The 26,250-nt window shown below is 63.9% G+C and carries 23 protein-coding genes; 4 read left to right on the top strand and 19 right to left on the bottom strand.

Translation table 11 applies throughout. The annotated features are described in order from the left end of the window. Positions 1-43 precede the first annotated feature (43 nt). The 10 genes from miaB to AC0L2D_RS07325 all read right to left on the bottom strand — a co-directional run bounded on the left by miaB (position 44) and on the right by AC0L2D_RS07325 (position 9,665). Positions 44-1,453, bottom strand: coding sequence for a tRNA (N6-isopentenyl adenosine(37)-C2)-methylthiotransferase MiaB (miaB, locus tag AC0L2D_RS07370; RefSeq protein WP_337122881.1), 1,410 nt, complete (start codon positions 1,451-1,453; stop codon positions 44-46). A 74-nt stretch (positions 1,454-1,527) separates the two neighbouring features. Continuing rightward, on the bottom strand, positions 1,528-2,328 hold the full coding sequence (gene olsA / locus AC0L2D_RS07365) for a lyso-ornithine lipid O-acyltransferase (protein WP_063169990.1): 801 nt from the start codon (positions 2,326-2,328) through the stop codon (positions 1,528-1,530). Positions 2,329-2,349: 21 nt separating this feature from the next. Continuing rightward, a complete protein-coding gene (rimI, locus tag AC0L2D_RS07360) occupies positions 2,350-2,844 on the bottom strand; it encodes a ribosomal protein S18-alanine N-acetyltransferase (protein ID WP_024503455.1) in 495 nt (164 codons plus the stop codon). 83 nt (positions 2,845-2,927) lie between these two features. Beyond that, on the bottom strand, positions 2,928-3,605 hold the full coding sequence (tsaB, locus tag AC0L2D_RS07355; protein WP_337122884.1) for a tRNA (adenosine(37)-N6)-threonylcarbamoyltransferase complex dimerization subunit type 1 TsaB: 678 nt from the start codon (positions 3,603-3,605) through the stop codon (positions 2,928-2,930). A 94-nt stretch (positions 3,606-3,699) separates the two neighbouring features. After that, positions 3,700-4,806, bottom strand: coding sequence for a DUF1513 domain-containing protein (locus AC0L2D_RS07350; RefSeq protein ID WP_337122885.1), 1,107 nt, complete (start codon positions 4,804-4,806; stop codon positions 3,700-3,702). Between the two features lies 1 nt (position 4,807). Further along, on the bottom strand, positions 4,808-5,887 hold the full coding sequence (locus tag AC0L2D_RS07345; RefSeq protein WP_224618558.1) for an imelysin family protein: 1,080 nt from the start codon (positions 5,885-5,887) through the stop codon (positions 4,808-4,810). Continuing rightward, positions 5,887-7,488, bottom strand: coding sequence for a di-heme oxidoreductase family protein (locus AC0L2D_RS07340; RefSeq protein ID WP_473540687.1), 1,602 nt, complete (start codon positions 7,486-7,488; stop codon positions 5,887-5,889). Before AC0L2D_RS07340 ends, AC0L2D_RS07345 begins: the two co-directional genes overlap by 1 nt. 12 nt (positions 7,489-7,500) lie before the next feature. Next, positions 7,501-7,986, bottom strand: a complete 486-nt coding sequence (gene bfr, locus AC0L2D_RS07335; protein WP_013527914.1) for a bacterioferritin — start codon at positions 7,984-7,986, stop codon at positions 7,501-7,503. Then, a complete protein-coding gene (locus AC0L2D_RS07330) occupies positions 7,952-8,263 on the bottom strand; it encodes a (2Fe-2S)-binding protein (RefSeq protein ID WP_473540685.1) in 312 nt (103 codons plus the stop codon). Before AC0L2D_RS07330 ends, bfr begins: the two co-directional genes overlap by 35 nt. A 112-nt stretch (positions 8,264-8,375) precedes the next feature. Next, entirely contained in the window at positions 8,376-9,665 is a 1,290-nt protein-coding gene (locus tag AC0L2D_RS07325) for an imelysin family protein (protein ID WP_473540684.1), read from the bottom strand. A 432-nt stretch (positions 9,666-10,097) separates the two neighbouring features. Between AC0L2D_RS07325 and AC0L2D_RS07320 the strand changes: the two genes are divergently transcribed. Beyond that, on the top strand, positions 10,098-11,351 hold the full coding sequence (locus AC0L2D_RS07320) for an NAD(P)/FAD-dependent oxidoreductase (RefSeq protein WP_473540683.1): 1,254 nt from the start codon (positions 10,098-10,100) through the stop codon (positions 11,349-11,351). 30 nt (positions 11,352-11,381) lie between these two features. Here AC0L2D_RS07320 and AC0L2D_RS07315 read toward each other — a convergent pair whose 3' ends face one another. Further along, a complete protein-coding gene (locus AC0L2D_RS07315) occupies positions 11,382-12,659 on the bottom strand; it encodes a 4-aminobutyrate--2-oxoglutarate transaminase (RefSeq protein WP_063171165.1) in 1,278 nt (425 codons plus the stop codon). A gap of 243 nt (positions 12,660-12,902) precedes the next feature. On the opposite strand from AC0L2D_RS07315, the gene AC0L2D_RS07310 reads away from it, so the two are divergent. From AC0L2D_RS07310 to AC0L2D_RS07300, 3 genes are read left to right on the top strand one after another with little or no spacing between them, the layout of a single operon-like run. Continuing rightward, complete coding sequence (locus tag AC0L2D_RS07310; protein WP_337122893.1) at positions 12,903-14,042, top strand: efflux RND transporter periplasmic adaptor subunit; 1,140 nt, start codon at positions 12,903-12,905, stop codon at positions 14,040-14,042. After that, on the top strand, positions 14,039-15,118 hold the full coding sequence (locus AC0L2D_RS07305; RefSeq protein ID WP_024503446.1) for an efflux RND transporter periplasmic adaptor subunit: 1,080 nt from the start codon (positions 14,039-14,041) through the stop codon (positions 15,116-15,118). Before AC0L2D_RS07310 ends, AC0L2D_RS07305 begins: the two co-directional genes overlap by 4 nt. Beyond that, the gene (locus AC0L2D_RS07300; protein WP_473540681.1) at positions 15,115-18,207 is read left to right on the top strand and encodes an efflux RND transporter permease subunit; all 3,093 of its coding nucleotides are present in this window, start codon (positions 15,115-15,117) and stop codon (positions 18,205-18,207) included. Before AC0L2D_RS07305 ends, AC0L2D_RS07300 begins: the two co-directional genes overlap by 4 nt. An 18-nt stretch (positions 18,208-18,225) precedes the next feature. Here AC0L2D_RS07300 and AC0L2D_RS07295 read toward each other — a convergent pair whose 3' ends face one another. The 8 genes from AC0L2D_RS07295 to recR all read right to left on the bottom strand — a co-directional run bounded on the left by AC0L2D_RS07295 (position 18,226) and on the right by recR (position 26,027). Further along, positions 18,226-18,540, bottom strand: coding sequence for a hypothetical protein (locus AC0L2D_RS07295; protein ID WP_206519134.1), 315 nt, complete (start codon positions 18,538-18,540; stop codon positions 18,226-18,228). A gap of 45 nt (positions 18,541-18,585) precedes the next feature. Continuing rightward, entirely contained in the window at positions 18,586-19,335 is a 750-nt protein-coding gene (locus tag AC0L2D_RS07290; protein ID WP_013527922.1) for an ABC transporter ATP-binding protein, read from the bottom strand. After that, positions 19,332-20,177, bottom strand: coding sequence for an ABC transporter ATP-binding protein (locus AC0L2D_RS07285; protein WP_024503442.1), 846 nt, complete (start codon positions 20,175-20,177; stop codon positions 19,332-19,334). The genes AC0L2D_RS07290 and AC0L2D_RS07285 overlap by 4 nt, the downstream gene beginning before the upstream one ends. Next, positions 20,174-21,094, bottom strand: a complete 921-nt coding sequence (gene nikC, locus AC0L2D_RS07280) for a nickel transporter permease (protein ID WP_024503441.1) — start codon at positions 21,092-21,094, stop codon at positions 20,174-20,176. The genes AC0L2D_RS07285 and nikC overlap by 4 nt, the downstream gene beginning before the upstream one ends. After that, positions 21,091-22,158 (bottom strand): ABC transporter permease, encoded by a 1,068-nt coding sequence (locus tag AC0L2D_RS07275; RefSeq protein ID WP_366236118.1) that lies wholly within the window; start codon positions 22,156-22,158, stop codon positions 21,091-21,093. The genes nikC and AC0L2D_RS07275 overlap by 4 nt, the downstream gene beginning before the upstream one ends. 18 nt (positions 22,159-22,176) lie before the next feature. Further along, positions 22,177-23,820 carry an ABC transporter substrate-binding protein gene (locus tag AC0L2D_RS07270; protein ID WP_473540679.1) on the bottom strand — a complete coding sequence of 548 codons (1,644 nt, stop codon included), beginning with the start codon at positions 23,818-23,820 and terminating at the stop codon, positions 22,177-22,179. Between the two features lie 261 nt (positions 23,821-24,081). Continuing rightward, positions 24,082-25,395 carry a lytic murein transglycosylase gene (locus tag AC0L2D_RS07265; protein WP_275954084.1) on the bottom strand — a complete coding sequence of 438 codons (1,314 nt, stop codon included), beginning with the start codon at positions 25,393-25,395 and terminating at the stop codon, positions 24,082-24,084. A 26-nt stretch (positions 25,396-25,421) separates the two neighbouring features. After that, positions 25,422-26,027, bottom strand: a complete 606-nt coding sequence (gene recR / locus AC0L2D_RS07260; RefSeq protein WP_013527928.1) for a recombination mediator RecR — start codon at positions 26,025-26,027, stop codon at positions 25,422-25,424. Positions 26,028-26,250: the final 223 nt, after the last annotated feature.

The following is a 26,250-nucleotide window of genomic DNA, read 5'->3' as shown; positions in this document are numbered from 1 at the left end:
AGCTCTGCTGCGCTCAACCGTCTCTCCTCATCTGCCGAGACCCTCAGGCCAATTCGGCGAACAGGCTATTGTAGCCCGTCTTCGTGATTCGCACCTGGATAATGTCACCGATTTCGCCGGCCTTTTCATCAACAATAACCGGCTGCAGCCAAGGTGAGCGGCCTACCTTCTGGCCGGCCTGGCGGCCGGGCTTCTCGATCAGCGTGTCGATGGTGCTGCCGACGAGGCTCAAGCCGAAGTCCTGCTGCTGCTTCACAAGCAGAGCCTGCAGTCTCTGCAGGCGCTCGTCCTTGACCGCTTCCGGCACATGATCGGCCATTTCGGCGCCTGGCGTGCCGGGGCGCGGCGAATATTTGAAGGAGAAGGCCGAGGCGTAATTCACCTGACGCACCAGCTCCATGGTCGCCTCGAAATCCGCCTCGGTCTCGCCGGGAAAGCCGACGATGAAGTCGCCGGAAAGCGCGATGTCAGGCCGGGCAGTGCGGATACGGTCGAGCAGCGCCAGATAATCCCTCGCCGTGTGCCGGCGATTCATCGCCTTGAGGATGCGGTCGGAGCCTGATTGCACCGGCAGATGCAGATAGGGCATCAACGACGGCAGATCGCGATGGGCCGCTATCAACTCGTCATCCATGTCGCGCGGGTGGCTGGTGGTGTAGCGCAGACGCGCCAGCCCGGGGATTTCGGCCAGCCTGAACAGCAGGCGGCCAAGGCCCCACTCGTGGCCGTTCTCGCCCTGGCCATGCCAGGCATTGACGTTCTGGCCAAGCAGCGTCACTTCGCGCACCCCGGCTTCAGCCAGGCGCTCAGCCTCCGCGACAATCTGCGCCACCGGCCGGGAAACTTCGGAGCCTCTGGTATAGGGCACGACGCAGAAGGTGCAGAACTTGTCGCAGCCTTCCTGCACGGTGAGGAAGGCGGTGACGCCGCGCTTGATGACCTCGGCGCGCTTGGGCTGCGGCAGATGCTCGAACTTGTCCTCGATGGCGTAGTCGGTCTCGACGATCTTTTCGCCGCCGCGCACCCGCGCCAGCACGTCGGGGAGCCGGTGATAAGTCTGCGGGCCGATGACCAGGTCGACGGCCGGCGAACGGCGGATGATCTCGGCGCCTTCGGCCTGCGCCACGCAGCCGGCGACGCCGACCAGCATCTCGCGGCCGGCCAGGGCACGCTCGGCTTTCATGTCGCGGATACGGCCGAGCTCGGAATAGACCTTTTCGGCCGCCTTCTCCCTGATATGACAGGTGTTCAGCAGCACCAGGTCCGCCTCGCCAATGGCATCGGTCGCGGAATAGCCGTCGGCAGCCAGCGCATCGGCCATACGCTGCGAATCATAGACGTTCATCTGGCAGCCATAGGTCTTGATGAAGACTTTTCTCGCTGCCGTGGAAAGCACTGCCGGCTGTCCAGCCAAAGTGCCGATGTCGTCGCTTTCTATCGTGTTCAAGTCCATAAGGCGGCTTCTAACGCCTTTCCGTGACAAAAAACAGACGATTCTCAGCCCGCGCCAGCAAGGGCATGCCGGGGCTAGCGGCTCGGCCGCGGGTCGGCAAGCGCCGCCTGCATCATCTCACGCACCTGGCTTTCCATCAGTTTCGACGTCTCCTTGCGGTTCGAACCCTTGGAAAAGGCGATTGCCTCGCCGAAATGCACCTCGACGTCGAGCGCGCCCTCCGCGAGCAATACCTTGAGATGCGGCATCAAATCCTCATCGCCGATCCATGCGGCAAGCGGGCGATGCCGGCGGCCGAGCGGCACGCCGTGCAGACGCGTATAGGCGATCGCCACCGGCTGGATGAACACCTGTTCCGCCGCGCCTTCCGAAATCGCCATCGAGGCGGCGCCGAACAGCGTGCTCTTGAACGGCAGGACCATATTGCCGTCGCCGGTCGAGCCCTCGGCAAACAGCACCATCGCATCGCCCTTGGCCATGCGGCTGGCAATCTCGCTTGCCTGGTCGCCCGACGAACGCTTGCGCTCGCGCTCGATGAAAACGGTACGCTGCAGCTTCGACAGCATGCCGATCAGCGGCCAGCCTTCCATATCAGCCCTGGCGATGAATTTTACGTCGGCAAAAGAGCCGAGCACCATGATGTCGGTCCAGGAGATGTGATTGGACGCAACCAGCAGCGGGCGCTTGTCGGACAGCGTCCCCTTGACATGGATGCGCATGCCGAGCGCCCTGATGATCAGCCTGTGCCAGATCTTGAGGATGAAGGTTTCCGGCCACCAGCCGGTCTTCATCGACAGTATCTGTAACGGCACGAGGACCAGCGAACCGGCGACAACGAGGCCCAGTGCCAGGAAAATCCTGATTTTCTTGATCATCGCCCCATCCCGGCCGTCTCGCTAGCGAAGATCGCGGCGCATGACAAGCGCGCCGGTCGGTCCGTGTTCGGCCGACCTGTAGTAATTCGGCCGCTTGCCGACCTCGCGGAAGCCCAGCCGGCGATAAAGCGCGATCGCCGCGACATTGGTCTCGTCGACCTCGAGGAACAGCGCTTCGGCGCGCTGCGCGTGCAGTTCGCGCAACACCGCGTCCATCAATTGCCAGCCCAGCCCCTGCCGGCGATGCGATCGCGCCACCGCGACGGTCAGGATCTCGCCCTCGCCTGCCGCAAGCCGCGCCAGCACGAAGCCGACGGGCGGCTTGGAGCCCTGTCCGGTTTCGCGCGCGGCATAGCCGAACACAGTGTCCTGTTCGAGCAGGGCCGCGAATTCGCCATCGGTCCAGGGGCGGACAAAGTCCTCGCGGTGCAGCAGCGAGACCGCCGGACTGTCGGCGATCCTCAGCGGCTCGAGCGCATAGTCCCGGCGGCGTGGTTGGAGAAAAGGTATGCGCATCTAATTTTTGTTTTCTTGTTTGACCATGATCTCTGGACAAACGGGAACCGTTGTCCGTGAAAACCGGCTTCCACTTTTCGGGATCATGGTCTGATCCTTGAAAGAATGAACCCGGCCTGCGGCTTGGCGTCGGCGCCGCGCAGATAGAGTGGTTTCGGCCGTTCGCCCGCGCCGTTGGCGGCAGCCAGGCGAGCGTAGGTGACAATGTCGGCGGTGGCCGTCCGAGGGCCGACATCGAATTCGCGCCCGGCCGATGCACTGATGAGCGCTGCAGCGGTGCCGGCAAGCACCGGAGACGTTGCCATCGCCATTGCCACCACGTCGGCCAGCGTGGCCACGGCCGGACCGTAAGTCAAGACTAACCTTTTGTCGTAAAAGGCCGCGTGGATCTCCTCACGGCCGGCATCCAGCGCCGCCAGCACGGTGCGACCGGGAAATGCCGTCGCTGCTTCGGCAGCCAGCGCCTCCAGTGTCGTCACTCCGATTGCCGGTATCTTCAGCGCCAGCGCCAGGCCACGCGCGGTCGAGACGCCGACCCGCAGACCGGTGAAGGAACCGGGGCCGACAGACACGGCAATGGCGCCAAGACCTGCATAGTCGGTTGCGCCTGCCTCCAGCGCTTCGGCGATGACCGCCATCAGCTGCTCGGCATGGCCCTTGCCGAGATCGAGCACCGAGCGGCCGAGCTCCCGCTTCGCCGTCGCGTCATAGACGCTAGCAGCGCAGAGGTTGGCGGCACAGTCGATGGCAAGCAATTTCATGAAGCAACCGGTTCGAAAACAATTCCCTGTGCCCGCCACGGCCCGCCACCGCAAGGGGATAGTGCATAATTCGTTAAGCGGCTTCGCTTGTGGCCTATGCGGCCTGCTCGATGCGCAGCATGTGGTTGTCCCAGACATAGTCCGGTTCGGAGCGTGTCGCACCACTGCCCTCGACGATCTCGCCAGCGCCGGTGGTGGCCATGAAGCCGGTTCCGTCAGGTGCCACGCCGCAGACCTCGACCAGCGCGCTGTTCGCGACGACCCGGCCGCTGGCCGAATCGAGCACGACAAGCGAGTTGCCTTCCGGCGAGGAGACCGCGACCGTGCCGGCAGCCGGATTGGCGGCGACCGAGCCTATGTAGTTGCGGAAGCCGGACAAAACGTCCTGCGGCATGTCGAGCAGTTGCAGATCCTTGCCGCGCGTGGCGCGACCGACCAGCAACGGACGATCGGTGCCCGGCCCCCGGTACTGGCAGCCGAACCAGACGGTTCCGGATGGATCTGTGTCCATGTGGCGGATAGACAGCTGATGCAGTGCGGCCGGCAATTCGTGCTTCTCGATAAGGTCGCCGGTGGCGCGGTCTATCAGCACGTAGGACGGCTTCATGGTCGCAATGTTGAGCTCGGCGCGGCCGTAATCCGGATGGGTCTCGATGCCGCCATTTGCTACCGCAATCGTCCTGCCATCGCCCAGGAGCAGAAGCTCGTGCGGACCCATTCCATAGGTCGGGAACTCGCCGACACGGCTGAATTTCGCCCGCGCATCGTAGACGCCGACGACGCCAGCGGCGTTGTCGAAGTCGTTTTCGGTGGCATAGAGCAGCGCACCGTCGGCCGAAAACACGCCATGGCCGAAGAAATGCCGGCCGGCGATGCTGGCGATGGTCAGCGGCGCATCACGGCCCGAATGGTCGAAAACCACGGCAAAGGTGCCGGGTTGCCGCGCGAAGACCACCGAGCGTTTCGATATGGGATCGAAGGTGACATCGTGGCCGCGATCGGGCAGATCGATCGCATGCAGGACTTTGCCGGCCTCGGACAGGACGGCAGCGCCAAAGCTGCCGTCGCGTTTGACGAAAGCGGTGGCGAAGACGGCGTCGGCCGAAAGCGTCGTTGCCCAGGCCGATGGCGCCATCGCGGCCATGAAGCCAACGCCTGCAGCTCTCAGGAAATCGCGGCGATCTATCAGCGGGGTTTTCAATTCAGTCCCCATCCAGCGAGGAGAAGCCTGCGGTCAGGCCGAATTCAGCGGTCAACCTGGTCCCGATCAGGGTCGACAGGCTGGAGGTGATCAGCGCGAAATGATCGAGCTTGTCGCGCAATGCCGGATCGGCAAGCGCCTTGTCGATTGGACCGCTGACGGCCTTGGCGGTGGCGACACCGTTGACCAGCTGGATGTGTATCGATTCGGCCATCCAGCGCGCATCGGCCGGCAGGGCGTCGCCAAGTTTCGAGGCCTGGAACAGCGTATCGATGCCGGAGAGATTGCCGGCCAGTGACGCGGTGGTGTTTTGCGAGCGCCAATAGATCGCTTGTTTCGGCTTGTCCGCGTCCGGCTTGCCGCCGAAAAATCCTTTCAGGCGCACGTCACGCACCATTTCCAGCTCGTTGACGAAGACGCCGACCAGTTCGGTCACCGCTTCATTGCCGTCGCGGTAGAGCGGGTTCTGCGGCCCCGGATTGGCCCAAATCGCTGCAAAGCCGTCCGGTTTGTTCCAGGCGGCGCTGACCTCGCCGGCCATGGTTTCGATGTTGCCGGCAACAGCAGTGCCATAGGCGCAGCGGTAGGGATCATCCTTGCCGGCCAGTGCATCGGCGCCGTCGCCGTAAAGTACGAACTCCAGCGCGCCCAGCCCCTGCATGGCGACGCTCTTGCCGGCCAGCTGTGCCGGATCTGTGGCGGTTGGATCCTTCGCCGACAGCGCCGCCTGCACCTGCTTCAGGCCAATGCTCTTGCGATCCGGCCAGAACAGCATGCGTTCCAGCCGGTTGTTCTCCTTGATCGGCCCGAAGCCGATGATTTCGGCTGACGACCAGGCATAGACGGTGGCGGAGAATTCGGCGCGTGCGGCATCGAGCTCTCCTTGCGAGGGCGTGACGCACAGCTTGCGCATGGATCCGGTCAAGGCTTCCGCATGCTCGTGCAGGCCGGCATAGGCCGGGCGGACGAAGCCATCGATCGCCCGCTGGATGATGTCGGAGGCTTTGACCGCCGCCGACGCAGGGACAACGCCCAGCAGGGCCAGCGGAAGAGCGAAAAACAATGCAGAACGCTTGAACATCACAGTGACTCCAGGAATTTGAGCAATGCGTCACGCTCGGTCGCGTTAGCGGCGGCAAAACGGTCGCGCGCTTTCTGCGCCTCGCCGCCATGCCACAGGATCGCCTCAGCTAGGCTGCGCGCGCGCCCGTCATGCAGAAAGAAGGAATTGCCGTTGACTGTCTCGGTCAGGCCGATGCCCCACAGCGGCGGCGTGCGCCACTCATTGCCCGTCGCATCGCCCACGGCCTGGCCATCGGCCAGATCAGGCCCCATGTCGTGCAGCAGGAAGTCGGAATAGGGCCAGATCAACTGGAAGGCCTGCGCCTTATTGGGCGTATCGCGGCGCGTGACGAATTTCGGCGTATGGCAGGCAATGCAGCCGATCTCGTAGAATGTCTTTTTGCCCGCGAGCACGTCCGGCCGGTCGAGGTCCCGGCGCGACGGCACGGCCAGGTTCTGCGAATAGAAGGTGACGAGATCCATCACCGGCGGCGGCGCCTCGACCGGGCCAAGACGCTGCTGCACGCCGTTCGGCATGGCGAGGCATTTTGCCTCCGCAGCAGTGCAATCGCCCCAATGCCTCGGCTCTTCGAGCGTCGAGATGCCGATGTCGCCGGCAAAGGCGTCCGCCGCCTGCTGGCGGATCGACGCGGTCTGCGCCTTCCAGCCGAAGCGGCCGAGCGTCAGTTCCCCGTTCAGGCTATCGCGCACGATGTTCGGCCTGCCGGAAATGCCGTCGCCGTCCCTGTCGTCCGGATCGGCTTGGGCGAGAATATCAGACGGCGCGATCTGTTCGATCAGGCCCAGGCCGATCATCGGCGGTGTGAGCCGCGGCGACAGCGTGGTGCGCGGGTCAAGCGGCCCGTAGCCAAGGCCGTCAACCGAATAGCTCGGTTTGCGCAAGGAGATCACAGAGCCGTCCGTCAGCTCCACCTTACGTTCCTGGTAATCGATATGGATCCTGCCTTCACCAGGCAGGCCGGGTACGGCGAGCTCCTGCAATTGCCTGCCGTAGACCGGGTCGGGGAAGTTGAGCACCTGATGGTCGGCAAGCGCCGCCTTCTCTTCCACGCTGCTGGCGTCGCGGGCCAGCCGCAGGAACATCGACGTGGTGCCGGGGTCGCCTTGCGGCGGGCGGCCGCGGCCATCCTTCAGATGACAGTTCTGGCAGGCACGTTCGTTGAACAGCGGGCCGAGCCCGTCCGACGCTTGCGTCGAGGATGGCGACGAGACCCAGTTCTTGCGGAAAAGGGCATTGCCGAGCTTGAAGTCGCCCTCTTCCTCGAAGGTGATGTTGGCCGAGGATTGCGAGAAGGAATCGCGGCTGACGTCCTTTCGGGACGTGCCGGCGCCACCTTGCATCAATTCGAACGGCTCTGGCCTGGAAAAATCCGTGGTCGGCCTGGTGACGGCAATGACGCGCGCCTGATCCTTCGCATTGAGGTCGGTGCGCGTGGTGGCGAAGCCGGCCGGCTGAAGATCACCCGCCATCGCCGAAGAGGTAAGCGCCAACACGAGCATGACACAGCGCCGACGCGCCAATCCGGCTGGCGTCTTCTCAGGGAGCGGCGAGCCATTGGCCCGCCGCGAGCGGCGCACGAATTCTAGCAGGCGCCGCATTCCCGCATGCCCTTACTCCGCCTCGTCTGCCGATGCGGCGTTGAGCTGGCCGTATTTCTCCTCGCCAATCGAGGCAAGCAGGTCGAGCTGCGTCTCAAGAAAGTCGATGTGACCCTCCTCGTCGGCCAGCAATTCCTCGAACAGCTTCATCGTCACGTAGTCGCCGGCGTCGTTGCAAATTTCGCGCGAACGCTTGTAGGCGGTACGTGCGTCATATTCTCCGGCAAGGTCGGATTCGAGCACTTCCTTGACGTTCTGCCCGATGCGCAGCGGCGCCACGGACTGCAGGTTCGGATGGCCTTCGAGGAAGATGATGCGGGCGACGAGCTTGTCGGCATGGTGCATCTCCTCGATCGATTCCGCCCGCTCCTTCTTTGCCAGCTTCGCGTATCCCCAGTCCTCAAGCAGACGGAAATGCACCCAGTACTGATTGACGGCCCCAAGCTCCAGAAAAAGGGCCTCGTTAAGCCGCTCGATGATCTGCGGATCGCCTTTCATGAATTCTGCTCCCGTATTGGATGCGCAGGCCTCTGACGCGATCCAGGTGTGAAACGACATCCACGCCGCTCGCCTCCGAGCGGGCGTGGTAGTTTTCGGTGACCCGAATGATCGTTTCCACCACATTTGGGAAGCAGCCGCAACAGCGACCGCGCTTTTGCATTGCATGATAGATCTTCGCCGGCACGATCAACTGCCAGGGATCCTGGTCCAGCAGCTCGACGATCGTCTGCTCGATCTCCTTCTCGGTGATGATGTTGCAATGACAAATCAGCATTGGCTTGCTCGGCTGGCTGACGACGTCTCCCGCGCCGTGTGGCTTGATCTTCTGGCGGAGGCCGTTGCAAAGCCGGTTGTCCGGCTCCGGGTCAGTCTCCGTCGTTTACCCCTTACTTGAACACCTTGTCCGGCGCGTCGAGGCTGTCGGACCCTTCGAAGGCGATGGTGCTGAGCTTCAGGGAGCCGACGGCGCGCTCAATCGACTTGGTCTGATCGATCAGCGCATCGATCGCCGCCTGGACGGTGGCATTGCCCTCAATGTTGCCCTCGGCGATCTGCTGGTCATAGGCCTCGCCGGCCAGTGCACGCGCCTTGATCGCCTCCATCTTGGCGACCGAAACATCGAGCTTGTCAGACAGTTCCTTGTCGATCGCCGGGTCGGCCGCCTTCACCATATCGGCCACCGAAGGACCCGAAACGACGGTGCCGTCGAGACGCGTGTAGCTCGCATGATAGGCCGCGCGAATGCCGATGGCGTCGTAGAGATGCGAATTGTAGGTGTTGTCGGAGAAGCAATCGTGCTCCTCTTCCGGATCATGCAGCAGTAGGCCGAGCTTCATGCGCTCGCCGGCCAGTTCGCCGTAGGACAGCGAGCCCATGCCGGTGAAGATCGTCGAGATCGCCGTGTTCGGCTCGCCATCGACAAGAGCCTTGCGGGCGGCGCCGTCTTCCTTCCAGTTGCCGACCATCTCCTGAATATCCGAAACCAGAAGGTCGCTGGCCGATTTCAGATACTCGGCGCGGCGGTCGCAATTACCGCCGGTGCAGTTCTTGAGGTCGTAGTCGGTGTAGGGGCGCTCGCCGGCACCCGGGCCGGTGCCATGCAGGTCCTGGCCCCAGAGCAGGAATTCGATGGCGTGATAGCCGGTGGCGACATTGGCCTCGATGCCGCCGGCTCCCTGCAGCGTGCCGGAGAGGAATTCCGGCGAAAGCTTCGATGCATCGACCTTCTTGCCGCTGATCTCGATCTCCTTGTTGGCGATCACATTGGCCGTGTAGAGCGCGTTCGCGTCCGATTCGGTGCCGTAGCTCTTGGCGACATAGTCGATCAAGCCTTCATCCAGCGGCCAGGAATTCACGTTGCCTTCCCAGTCGTCGACGATCTTGTTGCCGAAGCGGTAGACTTCGGTCTGCTGGTAGGGAACGCGCGATGCCTTCCAGGCGTCACGGGCAGCGTTGAGGGTTTCCACCGATGGCGTGGCGAGCAGCGCGTCGACCGCCTTGTCGAGCGCTTGCGCGGTGGTCAGCGAATCCTCGTATTTCGCGAGCGCGATGTCGGAATAGGTCTTGATGACCGCCTTTACATCTGTTTCCGCCTTTGCCGGCAACACGAATACCGCCGCCGTCAGCAGGGCAGTGGCGCCGATCGCCGCAAGCCTGCTGCCATATCGTGCTGTCATGATCACTCTCCAGTTTCTCGGAAATTCTGTAAACGGCGCGCGCAGCAACCGGCGCCAGGCCATCTGCGGGCCATTGGGCGCAAGAGATGCCGCGCCATCGCGCGGTTCGCGGAAGAAAGACACCAAAATGCCTCCAATCGAAAGGGTTCAAGGCCCAAACATTAAAGGGATGCGCTGACGCGCGAACTTCCATAAAGCTGCGACACCGTCGGATGTCAATGACAATCCGCAAGAAAAGTCAATCGAAACAACAGTTTAGAATTATTCTAAACTGCAACTGTCAACTTTATGCGTTTCCTGCACCGGTCTTGCCGCTGAACTGTGCGATTGACAGCCGCCATCCCGGATGCGACCCGCAAAAGCTCGCTTGCAGCGGTGCCAGACAATTGCCATCTGGCGGAACATCCTAGGGTAGAATCGGGATTGAGTGCGATGAAGAACGGTGTGGTCATTGTCGGCGCGGGTCATGCGGGCGTGCAAGCGGCCGCAAGTCTGCGCGAGGACGGTTATGACGGACCGGTAATCCTCGTCGGAGATGAGGACGAACTGCCCTACCACAAGCCGCCGCTGTCGAAGACCTTCATCAAGGATGCCGAGGCCAAGCCACAACCCTTGCGCGGCGAGGCCTTTTACACCGGCAGCGCCATCGACTACCGGCCTGGCGTCAGGATCGATCGCCTCGATGCCGGACGCCGCAGTTTGGATATTGCCGGCGGTGGTGCGCTTGCCTTCGACCACCTGATCCTGGCGACAGGCTCGCGCCCGCGCACGCTGCCGCTGGCCGGTGCCGATCTGTCCGGGGTGCTGTCGCTGCGCTCGCTGGCCGATGCGCGGCTGATCCGCGACCTCAGCGCGCAAACCGACGAAGTCGTCATCCTCGGCGGCGGTTTCATCGGGCTGGAGATCGCAGCCACGTTGAAGGCCGCCGGCCGCACGGTGACAGTGGTCGAGGCGGTGGACCGGCTGCTTGGCCGCGCCGTAGCGCCGGTGGTGGCGAGCCACGTCCGGCAACGGCTGGAAGCGACGGGCGTGCGCATCCTCACCGGCACCTCGATCGCCAGGCTCGAAGGCGAAAACGGTCATGTCGTGGCCGCGATCACCTCGTCAGGCGAAAGGCTGCCGGCGCGCATGGTCATTGTCGGCATTGGTGCCGTGCCGAATGTCGGACTGGCGCAGGAAGCTGGCCTCGGCATCGCCAACGGCATCCGCGTCGATCACCAGATGCGGACTTCGGTGCCGGAGATTCTCGCTATTGGCGATGCTGCCTCTTACCGTCACTGGTTCACCGGCGGCGACGTGCGCCTGGAATCGGTGCAGAATGCCACCGACCAGGCGCGGCTTGCCGCGCGCACGATATCAGGCCATGCCGACGCCTATTCTGCGGTGCCATGGTTCTGGTCCGACATCGGCGACATGAAGCTGCAGATGGTCGGCCTGACCGCCGGCGGCGACAGCCATGTCGTGCTGGGCGACCTGCCCGACAACAAATTCTCGATCTACCACTACGCCGGCGAGCGGCTGCTCGGCATCGAATCGGTCAACCGTCCGGGCGACCATATGCTTGGCCGCAAGATGTTGGGCGCCGGCTTCTCGCCGACGCCACAGACGGTGGCCGCTGGCCCCGAGGGGCTGAAAGCGGCACTGGCTGCTTTCCTCGAGAATGAGCCCGCCAGAGCGGCGGGATAATTCCGTCCCTCAGGCGCGGCACCTTACTGATCAGGCGGCGCAGACTTCGCGGATCGAGCTTTCCAGAATGTCGAGTGCTTCGTTCATGACTTCGTCCTGGATGGTGATCGGCGCCAGGAAGCGGATGACGTTGCCGTAGACGCCGCAGGTCAACAGGATCAGGCCCTTGTCGAGCGCCTTCAACCGGATCGCATTGGCGATCTCGGCTGAGGGCAGGCCCTTCTTGACGTCGTTGAACTCGACCGCGTTCATGAAGCCGAGACCTCTGATGTCGACGATCTCGGGCACGTCGTCGCGGATCGAGTGCAGCCGCTGTTTCAGCCTTGCGCCCAGCGTATTGGCGCGGTCGCACAGCTTTTCATCCTCGATCACGTCGAGCACGGCGTGCGCCGCGGCAACGCCGATCGGACTGCCGCCATAGGTGCCGCCGAGCCCGCCGGGGCCGGGCGCATCCATGATTTCGGCGCGGCCGGTGACCGCCGCCAGAGGAAAGCCGCCGGCCAGGCTCTTGGCCATGGTGGTGATGTCGGCGGCCACCTCATGGTGATCCATAGCAAACATCTTGCCGGTGCGGGCAAAGCCGGTCTGCACTTCGTCGGCGATCAGCAGCATGCCGTGCTGGTCGCAAAGCTTGCGCAGCGCAACCAGGAAATCCCGCGGCGCGTCGTAGAAGCCGCCCTCGCCCTGAACCGGCTCGATGATGATGGCGGCGACGCGCGCCGGATCCACATCGGCCTTGAACAACCGGTCGAGCGCCGCCAGCGAGTCGGCGACCGAGACACCGTGCAGCGGCACAGGAAACGGCGCATGGTAGACATCGCCCGGCATGGCGCCGAAGCCGACCTTGTAAGGCACGACCTTGCCGGTCAGCGCCATGCCCATGAAGGTGCGGCCATGGAAGCCGCCGGCGAAGGCAATGACCGCCTGACGGCCGGTGGCATTGCGGGCGATCTTGATGGCGTTCTCTACCGCCTCGGCCCCGGTGGTGACGAAGATCGTCTTCTTCTCGAACTTGCCGGGCAGCATGCCGTTCAGCCGTTCGGCCAGGCGCACATAGCTCTCATAGGGCACCACCTGGTGGCAGGTGTGGGTGAAGCGGTCGAGCTGTGCCTTGACCGCCTCGATCACCCTGGGATGGCGATGCCCGGTGTTGACGACGGCGATGCCCGACGAGAAATCGATATAGCGACGCCCCTCGACATCCCAGATTTCCGAATTTTCAGCCCGGTCGGCATAAATCTGCGTGGTCATGCCGACGCCGCGGGAAATCGATTGGTTCTTGCGTTCGGAAATGGCTGAATTCTTCATCGTATCCCTCACCGGGCCGGCGCCCGTCCTGTTTGATGCCGTTGAGATGTCTTCTGACCTTATTTCACGTTTTCCTCAAGTCGGCACCACCGGCATGCGATTGGGCCTGCGGTGGGCAGATCCCGGCGCTTAGCCAGTCGGGCGATACACGTACGAGACCGGTTTCCTTTTCCCGGGGATCGACTATCCTCTGGATGGCCGCGAGGCACCGCGATCAGCGAGCGGCCGCGGTCGGGAGAGCCCATGAGCAGGAACGTGACTTCGCCCGTCTCGCAGCCATCGGTCAAAGCTCCCGGTCTTTTGTCTTTTCCAGCCGCCCCGGCGCTTTTCGCCTGCACGGCGGCGCTGCTTCTGACCGGCTGTCAGAAGCAGGAAGCGGCGGACAAGAAACTGCAGATCATGGTGCGCACCGAAACGGTGGCGATGGCCGACTATGCGCCAAGGACTTCGCTGACCGGGGTGATCGCGGCGCGTACGCTGAACAATCTGTCGTTCCGGGTCGGCGGTCGCGTCGCCGAACGGTTTGTCGATGTCGGCCAGCATGTCGATCAAGGCACGGTGCTCGCCCGCATCGACCCGCAGGAGCAGGAATCCGACCTGCGCTCGGCGCAGGCCGATCTTGATGCAGCCAAGGCGCAACTGACCCAGTCCGTTGCCGCCTTCGAGCGGCAGAAGACGCTGCTGGCGCAGGGCTTCACCACCAGGCGCGACTATGACGCCGCGGACCAGGCCCTGAAGGTGGCACAAGGCAGCGTCGAAGCCGCGCAGAGCGCTTTCTCCAACGCCCAGCAAAACCTGTCCTTCACCGAGCTCAAGGCCGGTGCCGCCGGCGTGATCACCGCCCGCCAAGTCGAAACCGGCCAAGTGGTGCAAGCCGCGCAAACCGTCTTCACCGTCGCCGAGGACGGCGACCGCGACGCGGTGTTCAACGTGCAGGAGACGCTGATCGCCAAGACACCGGCATCGCCTGCGGTGACGATCACGCTGTTGTCCGATCCGCAGGTCAGGGCAACGGGCAAGGTCCGCGAAATCTCGCCTGCGGTCGACCCGGCTTCGGGCTCGATCCGGGTCAAGGTCGCCATTCCCGACACGCCCGCCGGCATGCCGCTAGGAGCAGCCGTCATCGGCTCGGTAAGCGCCAAGCCGGCGAAGGCGATCCTGCTGCCCTGGCAGGCGCTGACGTCCAGCGGCGGCAAGCCGGCGGTCTGGATCGTCGATCCCTCGACCAAGGCGGTGACGATGGCGCCGGTCGAAGTGCTGGCGTTCAATTCGGGCACGGTCGTGATCGCCAGGGGGCTGGACGAAGGCCAGAGCGTCGTCACCGCTGGAGGACAGCTGCTCAGCCCTGGACAGACGATCGAGATATCGGGAGCGGGCCAATGAGCCGGACGCCGCGCATCCTGCTCGGCGTGCTCATGCTCGGCGCGCTGGCATCCTGCTCCAGGTCGGAGGAAAAGCCGCCCGAGATCATCCGGCCGGTGCTGTCGATGGTGATCGAGCCGCGCACCACGCAAGTCTTCGGTTTTGCCGGATCCGTCGAACCGCAGGTCAGCGCCGACCTGGCCTTCCGCCTGCTTGGCCGGGTCGTCTCGCGCGACGTCCAGGTCGGCGACATCGTCAGCAAGGGCACGACGATAGCGGCACTCGATCCGACCGCGCTGGAGTTGTCGCTCCAGGCGGCCAAGGCGGAACTGTCCAATGCCGAGGCGCAGTTCGCCAACGCCGCCGCCAGCGAGGAACGGCAGCGCCAGTTACTCGCCTCAGCCAACGCCACGCAAGCTGTCTTCGACGCCGCGCAGCAGGCGCGCAAAGCTGCGGAGGCAGGTGTCGAGCGGGCTAAGGCCTCGCTTGCCAAATCGCAGGAACAGCTCGGCTATGCCAGGCTGTTCTCTGATTTCGACGGTGTCGTCACCGCTGTCGGCGCCGAAGTTGGCCAGACGGTCTCGCCCGGCCAGACCGTCGTCACCGTGGCGCGCTCGGACCTGCGCGAGGCGGTGGTCGACATTCCCGACCAATTGACCGGTGATCTCGCGGCCGGCACGCCCTTCCAGGTCATCCTGCAGTCGCTGCCGACGATCCAGACCGGGGCTAAGCTGCGCGAGATCGCACCGCAATCCGAGGGCTCGACCCGCACCCGGCGCGTCAGGCTGACGCTCACGGATCCGCCACAGGCCTTCCGGCTCGGCTCCACGGTGACGGCGACCCGCGTGACCAAGGTGGCACCGACGATCGAACTGCCCATGTCGGCGCTGTTCGAAAAGAACGGTTCCGCGAAAGTGTGGATCGTCGACCCGCAGACATCCAGCGTGAACGCACGCGACATAAAGGTCGCGTCGAAGAATGGCGGCACCTTCACGGTGACCGAGGGGCTGGAGGCCGGCATGCGTGTTGTCACGGCGGGCGTCCACAGCCTGAGCGAAGGCCAGAAGGTGACAGTGCCCGAGGGAGGGGCCTCATGAAAGGCTTCAATCTCTCCGACTGGGCGCTCAACCACCGCTCCATGGTCTGGTATTTCATGCTGGTCTTCGTCGTGGCTGGCGTGTTCTCCTACCTCAATCTCGGCCGTGAAGAAGATCCCAACTTCACCATCAAGACGATGATCATCCAGGCCAACTGGCCGGGCGCCTCGGTCAAGGAAACCGTGCAGCAGGTGACCGACCGCATCGAGAAGAAACTCGAGGAACTCGATAGCCTCGACTACACCAAGTCCGTCACCACGGCCGGCCAGACCGTCATCTTCGTCAACCTGAAGGACACCACCAAGGCACGCGATGTCGTGCCGAACTGGATTCAGGTGCGCAACATGGTCAATGACATCGGGGCACAGTTTCCGCAGGGTGTGCAGGGCCCGTTCTTCAACGACCGCTTCGGCGACGTCTATGGCAACATCTACGCCTTCACATCGGACGGGCTGACGCCGCGCCAGTTGCGCGACTATGTCGAGGATGCCAGAACAAAGATCCTGACCGTGCCCAACGCCGGCAAGGTCGACCTGGTCGGCGCCCAGGACGAAGCGATCTATCTCGAATTCTCAACCCGCCAGATCGCCGCCCTCGGCCTCAACCAGCAAGCGATCGTCGCCAGCCTGCAGGCGCAGAACGCGATCACGCCGTCCGGCGTCATCCAGTCCGGGCCGGAGCGCATCAGCGTGCGTGTCGGCGGGCAGTTCACCTCCGAGGAAAGCCTGCGCGCCATCAATCTGCGCGTCAACGACCGCTTCTTCCGCCTGAGCGACGTAGCGACGATCACACGCGGCTATGTCGATCCGCCGACGGCACTGTTCCGTTTCAACGGCCAGGACGCGATCGGGCTCGCCATCGGCATGAAACCCAACGCTAACCTGCTCGAATTCGGCGAGGCCCTGCACAAGGAGATGGACAAGGTGCTGGCCGACCTGCCGGTCGGCGTCGGCGTGCATCTGGTGGCCGACCAGCCGGTCATCGTCGAGGAGGCCGTCTCGGGCTTTACGCGTGCGCTGTTCGAGGCGGTCGCCATCGTGCTCGCCGTGTCGTTCATCAGTCTCGGCATGCGCGCCGGCTTCGTCGTGGCGCTGTCGATCCCGCTGGTGCTGGCCATCACCTTCACGGTCATGGCCTATCTCGGCATTTCGCTGCAGCGTATTTCCCTGGGTGCGCTGATCATCGCGCTCGGCCTTCTGGTCGACGACGCGATGATCGCGGTCGAGATGATGGTGGCGCGGCTTGAGGTCGGAGACAATCTGCGCAAGGCGGCGACCTATGTCTACACATCGACCGCCTTTCCGATGCTGACCGGTACGCTGGTAACTGTCGCCGGCTTCATCCCGATCGGCCTCAACAACAGCGCCGCCGGCGAATATACCTTCACCCTGTTCGTGGTCATCGCCGTTTCGCTGCTGGTGTCATGGATCGTGGCGGTGCTGTTTGCGCCACTGCTCGGCGTCACCATCCTGCCGGCGACGATGAAAACCAAGCATCACGACCAGCCGGGCCGCTTCACCTCGCTGTTCCGGCGCGTGCTTGTCGGCTCGGTGCGCCATCACTGGCTGACCATCATCGCCACCGTGTTGTTGTTTGCCGGCTCGATCGCCGGCTTCGGCCTGGTGCAGCAGCAGTTCTTCCCGCCATCGGACCGGCCGGAGTTGATCGTCGACTGGAACCTGCCGCAGAATTCTTCGATCGCCGACACGCGCGACCAGATGGAGCGGTTCGAGCAGCGGGCACTGGTCGGCAATCCCGACATCGACCATTTCTCGTCCTATATCGGCCAGGGCGCGGTGCGTTTCGTGCTCGCCTATGACGTGCAGCCGGCCAACCCCTATTTCGGCCAGACCGTCATCGTCACCAAGAGCATCGAGGCCCGCAACCGGGTCAAGCCGGCGCTGGAAAAGCTGCTGCGCGAGGAGTTCGTCGGCACCGACGCCTTCGTCAAGCCGCTCGAACTCGGACCGCCGGTCGGCCGCCCCGTGCAATACCGCGTCGGCGGTCCCGACATCCAGACGGTGCGCGAACTGGCGCAGCAATTCGCCGGTGTCATCTCCGCCAATCCAAAGCTCGCCGCGCCGACCTTCGACTGGAACGAGCCGCAGCGCGTGCTGAGGGTCGACGTGCTGCAGGACAAGGCACGCCAGCTCGGCATCACCTCCTCCGACATCGCCAGCGCGCTGAACAGTACGGTCGGCGGCGCCACCATCACGCAGGTGCGCGACGCCACTTACCTGATCAATGTCGTGGCCCGCTCCCGCGGGGCCGAACGCGGCTCGATCGAGACGTTGCAGAACATGCAGTTGCCGACCAGCACCGGCGAGGCGATCCCGCTCGCGGCGGTCGCCAACTTCCGCTACGATCTGGAGCAACCGACGGTGTGGCGACGCGATCGCATCCCGACCATCACCGTGCGCGCCGGGCTGGTCGGCGACGTGCTGCCGGCCACGGTCGTCAACGAACTGAAGCCATCGGTCGATGCCTTCACCGCCAAGCTGCCGCCGGGCTATTCGATCGCCACCGCCGGCTCGGTCGAGGAGAGCGCCAAAAGTCAGGGACCGATCGCCGCCGTCGTGCCGTTGATGCTGTTCGTCATGGCAACGATCCTGATGGTGCAGTTGCAAAGCTTCCAGCGCCTGTTCCTGGTCGTCGCGGTGGCGCCGCTGGGGCTGATCGGCGTGGTGGCGGCCCTGGTGCCGAGCGGCGCGCCGCTGGGCTTCGTCGCCATCCTCGGCGTGCTGGCGCTGATCGGCATCCTGATCCGCAATTCGGTCATCCTGATCGTGCAGATCGAGGATCTTGTTCGAGAGGGCAAGGACCGCTGGGCGGCGGTCATCGAAGCGACCGAACACCGGATGCGGCCGATCGCACTGACGGCGGCGGCCGCCAGCCTGGCGCTGATCCCGATCGCGCGCGAAGTGTTCTGGGGGCCGATGGCCTATGCGATGATGGGCGGCATCATCGCGGGTACCGCAATCACGCTGCTGTTCCTGCCGGCGCTTTATGTGACGTGGTTCAGGATCAAGGAGCCGAAGGGCCGGGAAGAGCCACCCGTTCTGGAGAACGGCGAACTGGCGCAAGGCTGAGCCTAAGGCTTTGCCTGATCATTCGTTGTCGTTGGAGGGCACAGGGCGCGACCTGGCGCGTTGCCACGGCGACGATTTCGAGGTGCGCCAAGCGTGCCAGCCTTCTGGCAAGTCCGCCAACGCCTGGATGCTTTCGTCCCGCTGCACAACGTTTTGCAAGCTGACGATCATGATATCGCCTTCGTCAACAGGTCCGGTTTCGCTGTTGTGGAATTGCCAACTGCCGTCGTCATCGTCATGTGAGACGTATGCGATCCAATCGCCGCGGGTAACGACCGCCCTATCCACAAACACCGCGACATTGGGCGGATCCGCAAACTTCCATTCCTCCATGGGAATTCCCCAAGATGGTTGTTCGGCGCAAAAGAGAAAACGAATTCAAGCGGTTCTCACAAACCCGTCGCTGGCCCGCAACAGATTGCGCGTATAGTCCTTGGTCACACGGCGTTCGACAAGGTCTGCCGCCGCCAGATTCTCCACCGCCTCGCCGCTTTGCATCACCATCAGCCGCTCGCACATATGGGTGATGATGGCGAGGTCGTGGCTGACCATCAGGAAGGTCAGCTTGCGCCGCTTGCGTACCTCTTCCAGCAGGTTGAGCACTTCCGCCTGCACCGAGGCATCGAGCGCCGAGGTCGGCTCGTCGAGCAGCAGGATCGACGGTTCGAGAATGAGTGCACGCGCGATCGCCACGCGCTGGCGCTGGCCGCCGGAGAGCTGGTGCGAATAGCGAAACCGAAAACCGTTGCCGAGGCCGACTTCGTCGAGCGCCCGCTGGATACGCTTTTCGCCGTCGGCAAAGCCATGGATGGCAAGCGGCTCCTGCAGCAGACGGTCGACGGTCTGGCGCGGGTGCAGCGACCCGTACGGATCCTGGAAGACCATCTGCACTTCACGGTAGAAGGCCTTGTCGCGGCGCGCGCCGAGCGTCTTGCCGTTGACGACGATGCCGCCCGATGCAACCGGCGCAAGGCCGGCGATGGCCCGCAGCAGCGTCGATTTGCCGGAGCCGGATTCGCCGACCAGGCCGAAGGATTCGCCCGGCTGCACGTCGAGGCTGACGCCTTTCAGTGCGCGAAAACGGTCGAAGATCACTTCCAGCCTGTCGACGGCAATCGCAGAAGTCATGCCGCCCACTCCGGCTTGCGGTCGAGCACCGGCAGCGGGTGGCGGTCGGCACCGATCTTGGGCATGCAATTGAGCAGGCCGCGCGTGTAGGGGTGCTGGGCCTGGCCGAGTTCGGACGCCTTGAGCTGCTCGACCACCTTGCCGGCATACATGACGATGACGCGGTCGCAGAAGGACGAGACCAGGCGCAAATCGTGCGAGATGAAGATCAGCCCCATGCCGCGCTCACTGACCAGCCGGTCGAGGATGCCGAGCACATCGAGCTGCACGGTGACATCGAGCGCCGAGGTCGGCTCGTCGGCGATCATCATTTCCGGACCGGCGATCAGCATCATGGCGATCATGGCGCGCTGGCCCATGCCGCCCGAAACTTCATGCGGATGCAAATTGAAGACGCGAGAGGGATCACGGATCTGCACCGCCTCCAGCATGGCCAGCGCACGGTCGCGTGCCTCCGCCTTGCCGACCTTTTCATGGGTGCGCAACGTCTCGACGATCTGGCGACCGATGCTCATCACCGGGTCGAGCGAATATTTCGGATCCTGCAGGATCATGGCGATGCGCTTGCCGCGCAGCGCCCGGCGTTCGCGTGGCGAGACGGTGAGCAGGTCGATGCCGTCGAAGGCGAGCTTGTTGGCCGATATCCGCGCCTGCGGTGGCGTCAGGCCCATGATGGCGCGGCCGGTCTGCGATTTTCCCGAGCCGGATTCGCCGACGATGCCGAGCCGTTCGCGGCCGAGCGAAAAGGAAACGCCGCGCACCGCCTCGATCAGCCCGGTGCGGGTCGGGAAGGTGACGCGCAGGTCGTCTACGTCGAGAAGCGTCTTCGTCTCCCCGCTCATTGGTCGCCACTCCGCGGATCGAGCGCGTCGCGCAGGCCGTCGCCAAGCAGGTTGAAGCCGAGGCTGACGATGAGAATGGCGAAGCCCGGCGCACCGGCCACCCACCATTGATCGAGCACGAAGCGGCGGCCGGAGGCGATCATCGTGCCCCATTCGGGCAGCGGCGGCTGCGCGCCGAGGCCGAGGAAACCGAGCCCGGCGGCGGTCAGGATGATGCCGGCCATGTCGAGCGTCACCCTGACGATCAGGGACGAAATGCAAAGCGGCATGATATGGCGCAGCACGATGCGGAAGGGCGAGGCGCCCATCAGTTGCACCGCCTTGATGTAGTCGGAATTGCGCACCGTCAGCGTCTCTGCCCGCGCGATGCGGGCGTAGGGCGGCCATGAGGTGATGGCGATGGCCAGCACTGCATTCTCGATGCCGGGGCCAAGTGCTGCGACGAAGGCCAGCGCCAGGATCAGCTTGGGAAAGGCGAGGAAGATGTCGGTGATGCGCATCAGGATGGCATCGGTCCAGCCACCGGCATAGCCTGCAACGGTGCCGACCAGAAGGCCGATGGGTGCGGCGATGATGGCAACCAGGATGACCACGTAAAGCGTCCAGCGCGAGCCGTAGAGGATGCGCGACAGGATATCGCGGCCGAGATCGTCGGTGCCGAACCAGTGCTCGGAGCTCGGCGCCAGCAGGCGCGCGTTCTTCAGGTCGCCGAAGGTTGGCGAATAAGGTGCCAGCACGCCTGCAAGGGCGGCAACGACCAGCAGGGCAATGATGATGAGCAGGCCCAGAAACGCCAACCGGTTGGCGGAAAAGCGCCGCCACGCCACATAGGCGCGGCCGAGCCTTGCCTGCATGCGCGAGGCCGGCCGCTCGCTGAGCAGCCAGTCGCGACGGCTCTGGATGGTGTCGACGCTCATGCGGACTTCGTCCTCGGATCGAGCACCCGATACAGCAGGTCGGAGAGAAGGTTGATGGCGATGAACACCGAGCCGATGACGATGGTGCCACCGAGCACCGCATTCATGTCGGCGTTCTGCAGCGAATTGGTGATGTAAAGGCCGATGCCCGGCCATGAGAAGACGGTCTCGGTCAGCACCGAACCTTCCAGCAGTCCGGCATAGGACAGCGCGATCACCGTCACCATCGGCACCGCTGCGTTGCGCAGCGCGTGGCCCCAGATGATGCGGGTTTCCGACAGGCCCTTGGCGCGCGCCGCGACGATATATTCCTGCGACAATTCGTTGAGCATGAACGAGCGCGTCATGCGGCTGATATAGGCGAGCGAGAAATAGCCGAGCAGCGAGGCCGGCAGGATGATGTGGCGGAAGGCGTCGTAAAAAACGTCCCACTGCCCCTGCATCGCAGAGTCGAGGAGATAGAAGCCGGTGATCGGCGTAAAGGTGTATTCGTAGACGACGTCGAGCCTCGCCGGGAAGGCAACCCATTGCAGCTTGGCATAAAACAGCACCAGCCCAAGCAGCCCCAGCCAGAAGATCGGCACGGAATAACCGATCAGGCCGATGACGCGCACGATCTGGTCGATGAGGCTGCCGCGCCTGACCGCGGCCAGCACACCGAGCGGCACGCCGAACAACGCGCCGATTAGCGTTCCGAGGGTCGCCAGTTCCGTCGTGGCCGGAAGCGCCCGGCGAATGTCGGTCATGACCGGATTGGTGGTCAGCACGGAGACACCGAAATTGCCGTTCAGCGCATTCTTCACATAGATGTAGAACTGCTCGATCAACGGCAAATCGAGGCCCATCTCGCGGCGCGTGCGCTCAACCACATTGGCCGGCGCCCGGTCGCCGAGCACCGCCAGCACCGGGTCGATCGGAATGACGCGGCCGATGAAGAAGGTGACCGCGAGCAGACCAAGATAGGTCGTGATCGCAATGACCAGGAAACGGCCAAGCGATGATGCAATAGCGACGGCGCGGGCGCTGCCGAGCCCCGCCGCCACTTCTTTTTCAACCGCGCTCATGCGGCGTGTCCGCGAGCACTATTCCTTGGACACCGGGCCGACGAAGTTGGTGTCGAAGCTCGGGCCGAGCGCAAAGCCCTTGAGGTTCTTGCGCAGGCCGGCCACTTCCAGCTGCTGGTGGATGACGACGAAGGGGCTGGTGTCGAGGATTTTCTTCTCGAGATCCTTGTACATGTCGGCGCGCTTGCCGGCATCCTTCTCGAGCAGTGCCGCTTCCGTCTGCTTGGTCAGGTCCGGAATGTCCCAGGCGTTGCGCCAGGCCAGCGTCTTGGTCTTGGCCCCATCCGAATTGTCCGGGTTCGAGGCAAAGGTCTGGGCGTTGGAGTTCGGGTCGAAATAATCCTGGCCCCATTGGCCGATATAGATGTCGTGGTTGCGGGCGCGGTATTTGGTGAGCGTCTGCTTGCCGTCGCCCGGGATGATCTCGAGCTTGATGCCGGCCTGTCCGAGCGTCTGCTGGATCGATTCCGCCATCCCGGTCGTCGGCTGGCCGGTGCGTACGTCCATGGTTACGCTGAAGCCGTCGGGCAGACCGGCCTTGGCCAGCAATTCCTTGGCCTTGGCGACATCGAGCTTGAACGGATTCTCATCCAATTCGCCGAGCACGCCCTTGGGCAGGAAGGTCTGATGGATTTCGCCGATGCCCTTGAGGATGGTGGAGCTCAAGGCATCATAGTCGACCAGATACTTGAACGCCTGGCGCACCTCCGGCTTGGCGAGGTTGGCGTTCTTCTGGTTGAGGCTGATGTAATAGACCGTGCCCTTGGGCGCGCTGGTGGTGGTGAGGTCGGCGTTCTTGGCGATGGCGTCGAGGTCGTTCGGTTCGAGATTGCGGGCAACGTCGATGTCGCCAGCCTCGAGCGCCAGGCGCTGGCCCGAGCTTTCCTTCATGTTGCGATAAATGACGCGGGCAAGCTTGGCTTTTTCGCCGTAGTAATTGTCGTTGCGCTCGAGAACGACGGCTTCGTTGGCCCGCCATTCGCGCAGCTTGAAGACGCCGGAGCCGGCATAGCCGGTCTTCAGCCAGCCATTGCCGAAATCATTGTCCCATTTGTAGTCGGCGCTCGGCGTGACCGCAGCCACATGTTCCTTGACCAGCTTGGCGTCGACCACCGAAGCGACCGTTGCCGACAGGCAGTTCAGCACGAAGCTCGGCGCATAGGCCTTGTCGATGGTGAACTGGAAGGTGCCGTCGTCGACAGCCTTGGCCTTTTCGGTGACGTTGTCACCGCTGATGCCAAACTGGCCGATGATGAAGGCCGGGCTCTTGTCGAGCTTGATGACGCGCTCGAACGACCAGGCGACATCGGACGCCGTGATCGGATTGCCGGAAGCGAATTTCAGGCCGGGCTTGAGCTTGAACGTGTAGGTCAGGCCGTCATCGGAGACGGTCCAGCTTTCGGCAAGGTCGCCCTTGACCTTGGAGGTGTCGCTGAGGTCGAGACGGACAAGCAGATCATAGGTGTTGCCGGTGACCTCGGCGGTCGACAGCTCGAACGCCTCGCCCGGATCCATGGAGATGATGTCGTCGATCGCGAAACCTTCGACCAGCGTGTCGGCGGGCGTGACCGCACCGGCGGGCGCGCCGGCCAGAAGCAGCGCCGACATGGCGGCACCCGCGAGCAGGAAGCGAGAGCGTAGAGCAAACTTTTCCATCATCATTGTGATTGTTCCCTGTTTTGTTGTTTGTTGACCTGAGTTCCCGGCTCAGGGTTGCGGAATTTTTTCGGGGCCTGGAGACGGCCCCTCTGCCCACTTACCGTCGTGGTTTTTGTCCAGTTGGTCAACACCATATCCGTCGGCCCCGTGGCGGGCAACGAGCATTTATACGACGGCTCATTGGGCCAGAAAGGCCGGTGGGGTGTCGACGCATAGGCCAGCCAATCGAGGCTGCCGATCGAGAAAAATCTGCTAATTTCGGAGCTATTTCAGCACTGCGACCAGGTCGGCGTCAGGAAAGCAGGTGGCGGCGCGGCCGTTCTTGGCTTGCCATATGCCGATCGAGCGGCGGGTCTTGAAGCCGGGCAGGCCATCGGCGCTGCCGACATCATAGCCCTTGGCCTCCAGCGCCCGCTGCAGGGCGGCGATGTCCGAACGGTGCAGCCCGCCGACCGCGCCCCAGCTGCCGGCGAAGTTCTGATCGCCATGGGCGATGCGATCGGCGCCATGGCCGATGAACAGCGCGTACAGGTCGCTGGTGTTGTATTGCTTCAGCACGTAGAAATTGGGCGTGGCGACAAAGGCCGGGCCGCTGCGCCCTGCCGGCATCAGCAGAAAGCCTTCGGCCTTCAGCTCACTCACTGGAAACGGTTTGCCGCCGACGCGCTTGATGCCCATATCAGCCCATTGCGAGATTTTCTTGCCCTGGTCCGGGCCTTCCAGCGAACAGGAAACGCTTTCCGGCACCGTCACCTCGAATCCCCAGCCACGACCCTTTACCCAGCCATAGTGGACGAGATAATTGGCGATCGAGGCCAACACGTCCGGCGTCGAGTTCCAGATGTCGACGCGGCCGTCGCCGTCGAAATCGACGGCATGTTTCAGGAACGAGGTCGGCATGAATTGCGGCTGGCCGAGCGCGCCGGCCCAGGACGATTTCATCGCGCCGACCGGAGCCAGCCCGCGCTCGACGATCTCGAGTGCGGCAAGCAGTTCGGTGCGGAAGAAGTCCTTCCTGGTCGACATGAATGCCTTGGTGCCCAGCACTTCGAAGGCGTCATAAGGCATCTTCGCCGCGCCGAATCCGGTCTCGCGGCCCCAGATCGCCAGCAGCACTTCGCCCGGCACGCCATAGCGCTTTTCGATGGCCGCAAGTGTCCTGGCATTGGCGGCTTCGCGCGCGCGCCCGCCCGCCGTCACCGCGCGAACCGTCTTCTCGGCGAAATAGGCGCCGGGTGAGCCGAATTCGGCCTGGTGCTGCTTCTGCGGCGTGGCCGCCTTCTCGCCCGGCTTGACCAGGTCCGGCAGCTTCAGATTGGGCTTGATGCCGTCGAAGGCGGCGTCGAAGGTGGTTTTGGAAATGCCTTTCGCCTTGGCCTGTGGCCAGAGGTCGTTCTGCAGCCAGGCGCGGAACTGGTCGTCGATCTTTGCGGCGGAGGCGGGGGTGGAAAAGACCGAGAGAAGAACTGCAAAAAAGGAAAACAGAGCCAATCTGAGAGGTTTGCGTTCCTTCGCACCCCTCTCCGTCCTGTCGAGGGGGGTGCTTGGCACCAGCCTGGAAGGACGCGCAAAAATCATGACCCGCATCCTCTGCCGCAACTTTGTCAAAACGCCGTCCGCGAACGCAGCGCCGCGGCCAGCGTGCCCTCGTCGAGATAGTCGAGTTCGCCGCCGACCGGCACGCCATGCGCAAGGCGCGTCACCTTGATGTCGAAGCCGGACAACTGGTCGGTGAGGTAATGCGCGGTCGTCTGGCCCTCCACCGTCGCATTGACGGCGAGGATGATCTCCTTGACCTCGCCGCCGGCGACGCGATCAACCAGCGAGCGCATGTTGAGCTGCTCGGGGCCGATGCCGTCGAGCGGCGACAGCGTGCCGCCGAGCACGTGGTAGCGCACATTCATCGCCGCCGCGCGCTCCAGCGCCCACAGGTCGGAGACGTCCTCGACGACGATGATGGTGCCGGCATCACGGCGCGGATCGGTGCAGATCATGCAAGGGTCCGATGTATCGACATTGCCGCAGGTCGAGCAGATGCGCACCTTGTCGGCCGCCTCGGCCATGGCGGCGGCAAGCGGCGACAAAAGCTGCTCTTTCTTCTTGATCAGATGAAGGGCGGCACGCCTGGCCGAACGGGGTCCCAGCCCCGGCACCTTGGCCAGGAGCTGGATCAGACGTTCGATCTCGGGACCGGCGATTCGCTTCGACATCGCTCTGATCTAGAGCAATTCCAGGAAAAGTGCGAAGCGGTTTTCCGTCCGGAATTGCGTCAAAACGAAAAGCTGGAGCGGGGGGGGGGGGGGGGGGGGGCGCGCGCCCCCCCCCGCGGCGGGGGGGGGGGGGGGGGGGGGGGGGGGGGGGGGGGGGGGGGGGGGGGGGGGCGGGGGGGGGGGGCCGGCCGCGGGGGGGCGCGGCGGGGGGGGGGGGGGGGGG

The organism is Mesorhizobium sp. WSM4833, assembly GCF_055811095.1.
The sequence above is the reverse complement of the archived record's forward strand: the minus strand, read 5'-3'. Positions and strand labels throughout refer to the sequence as shown.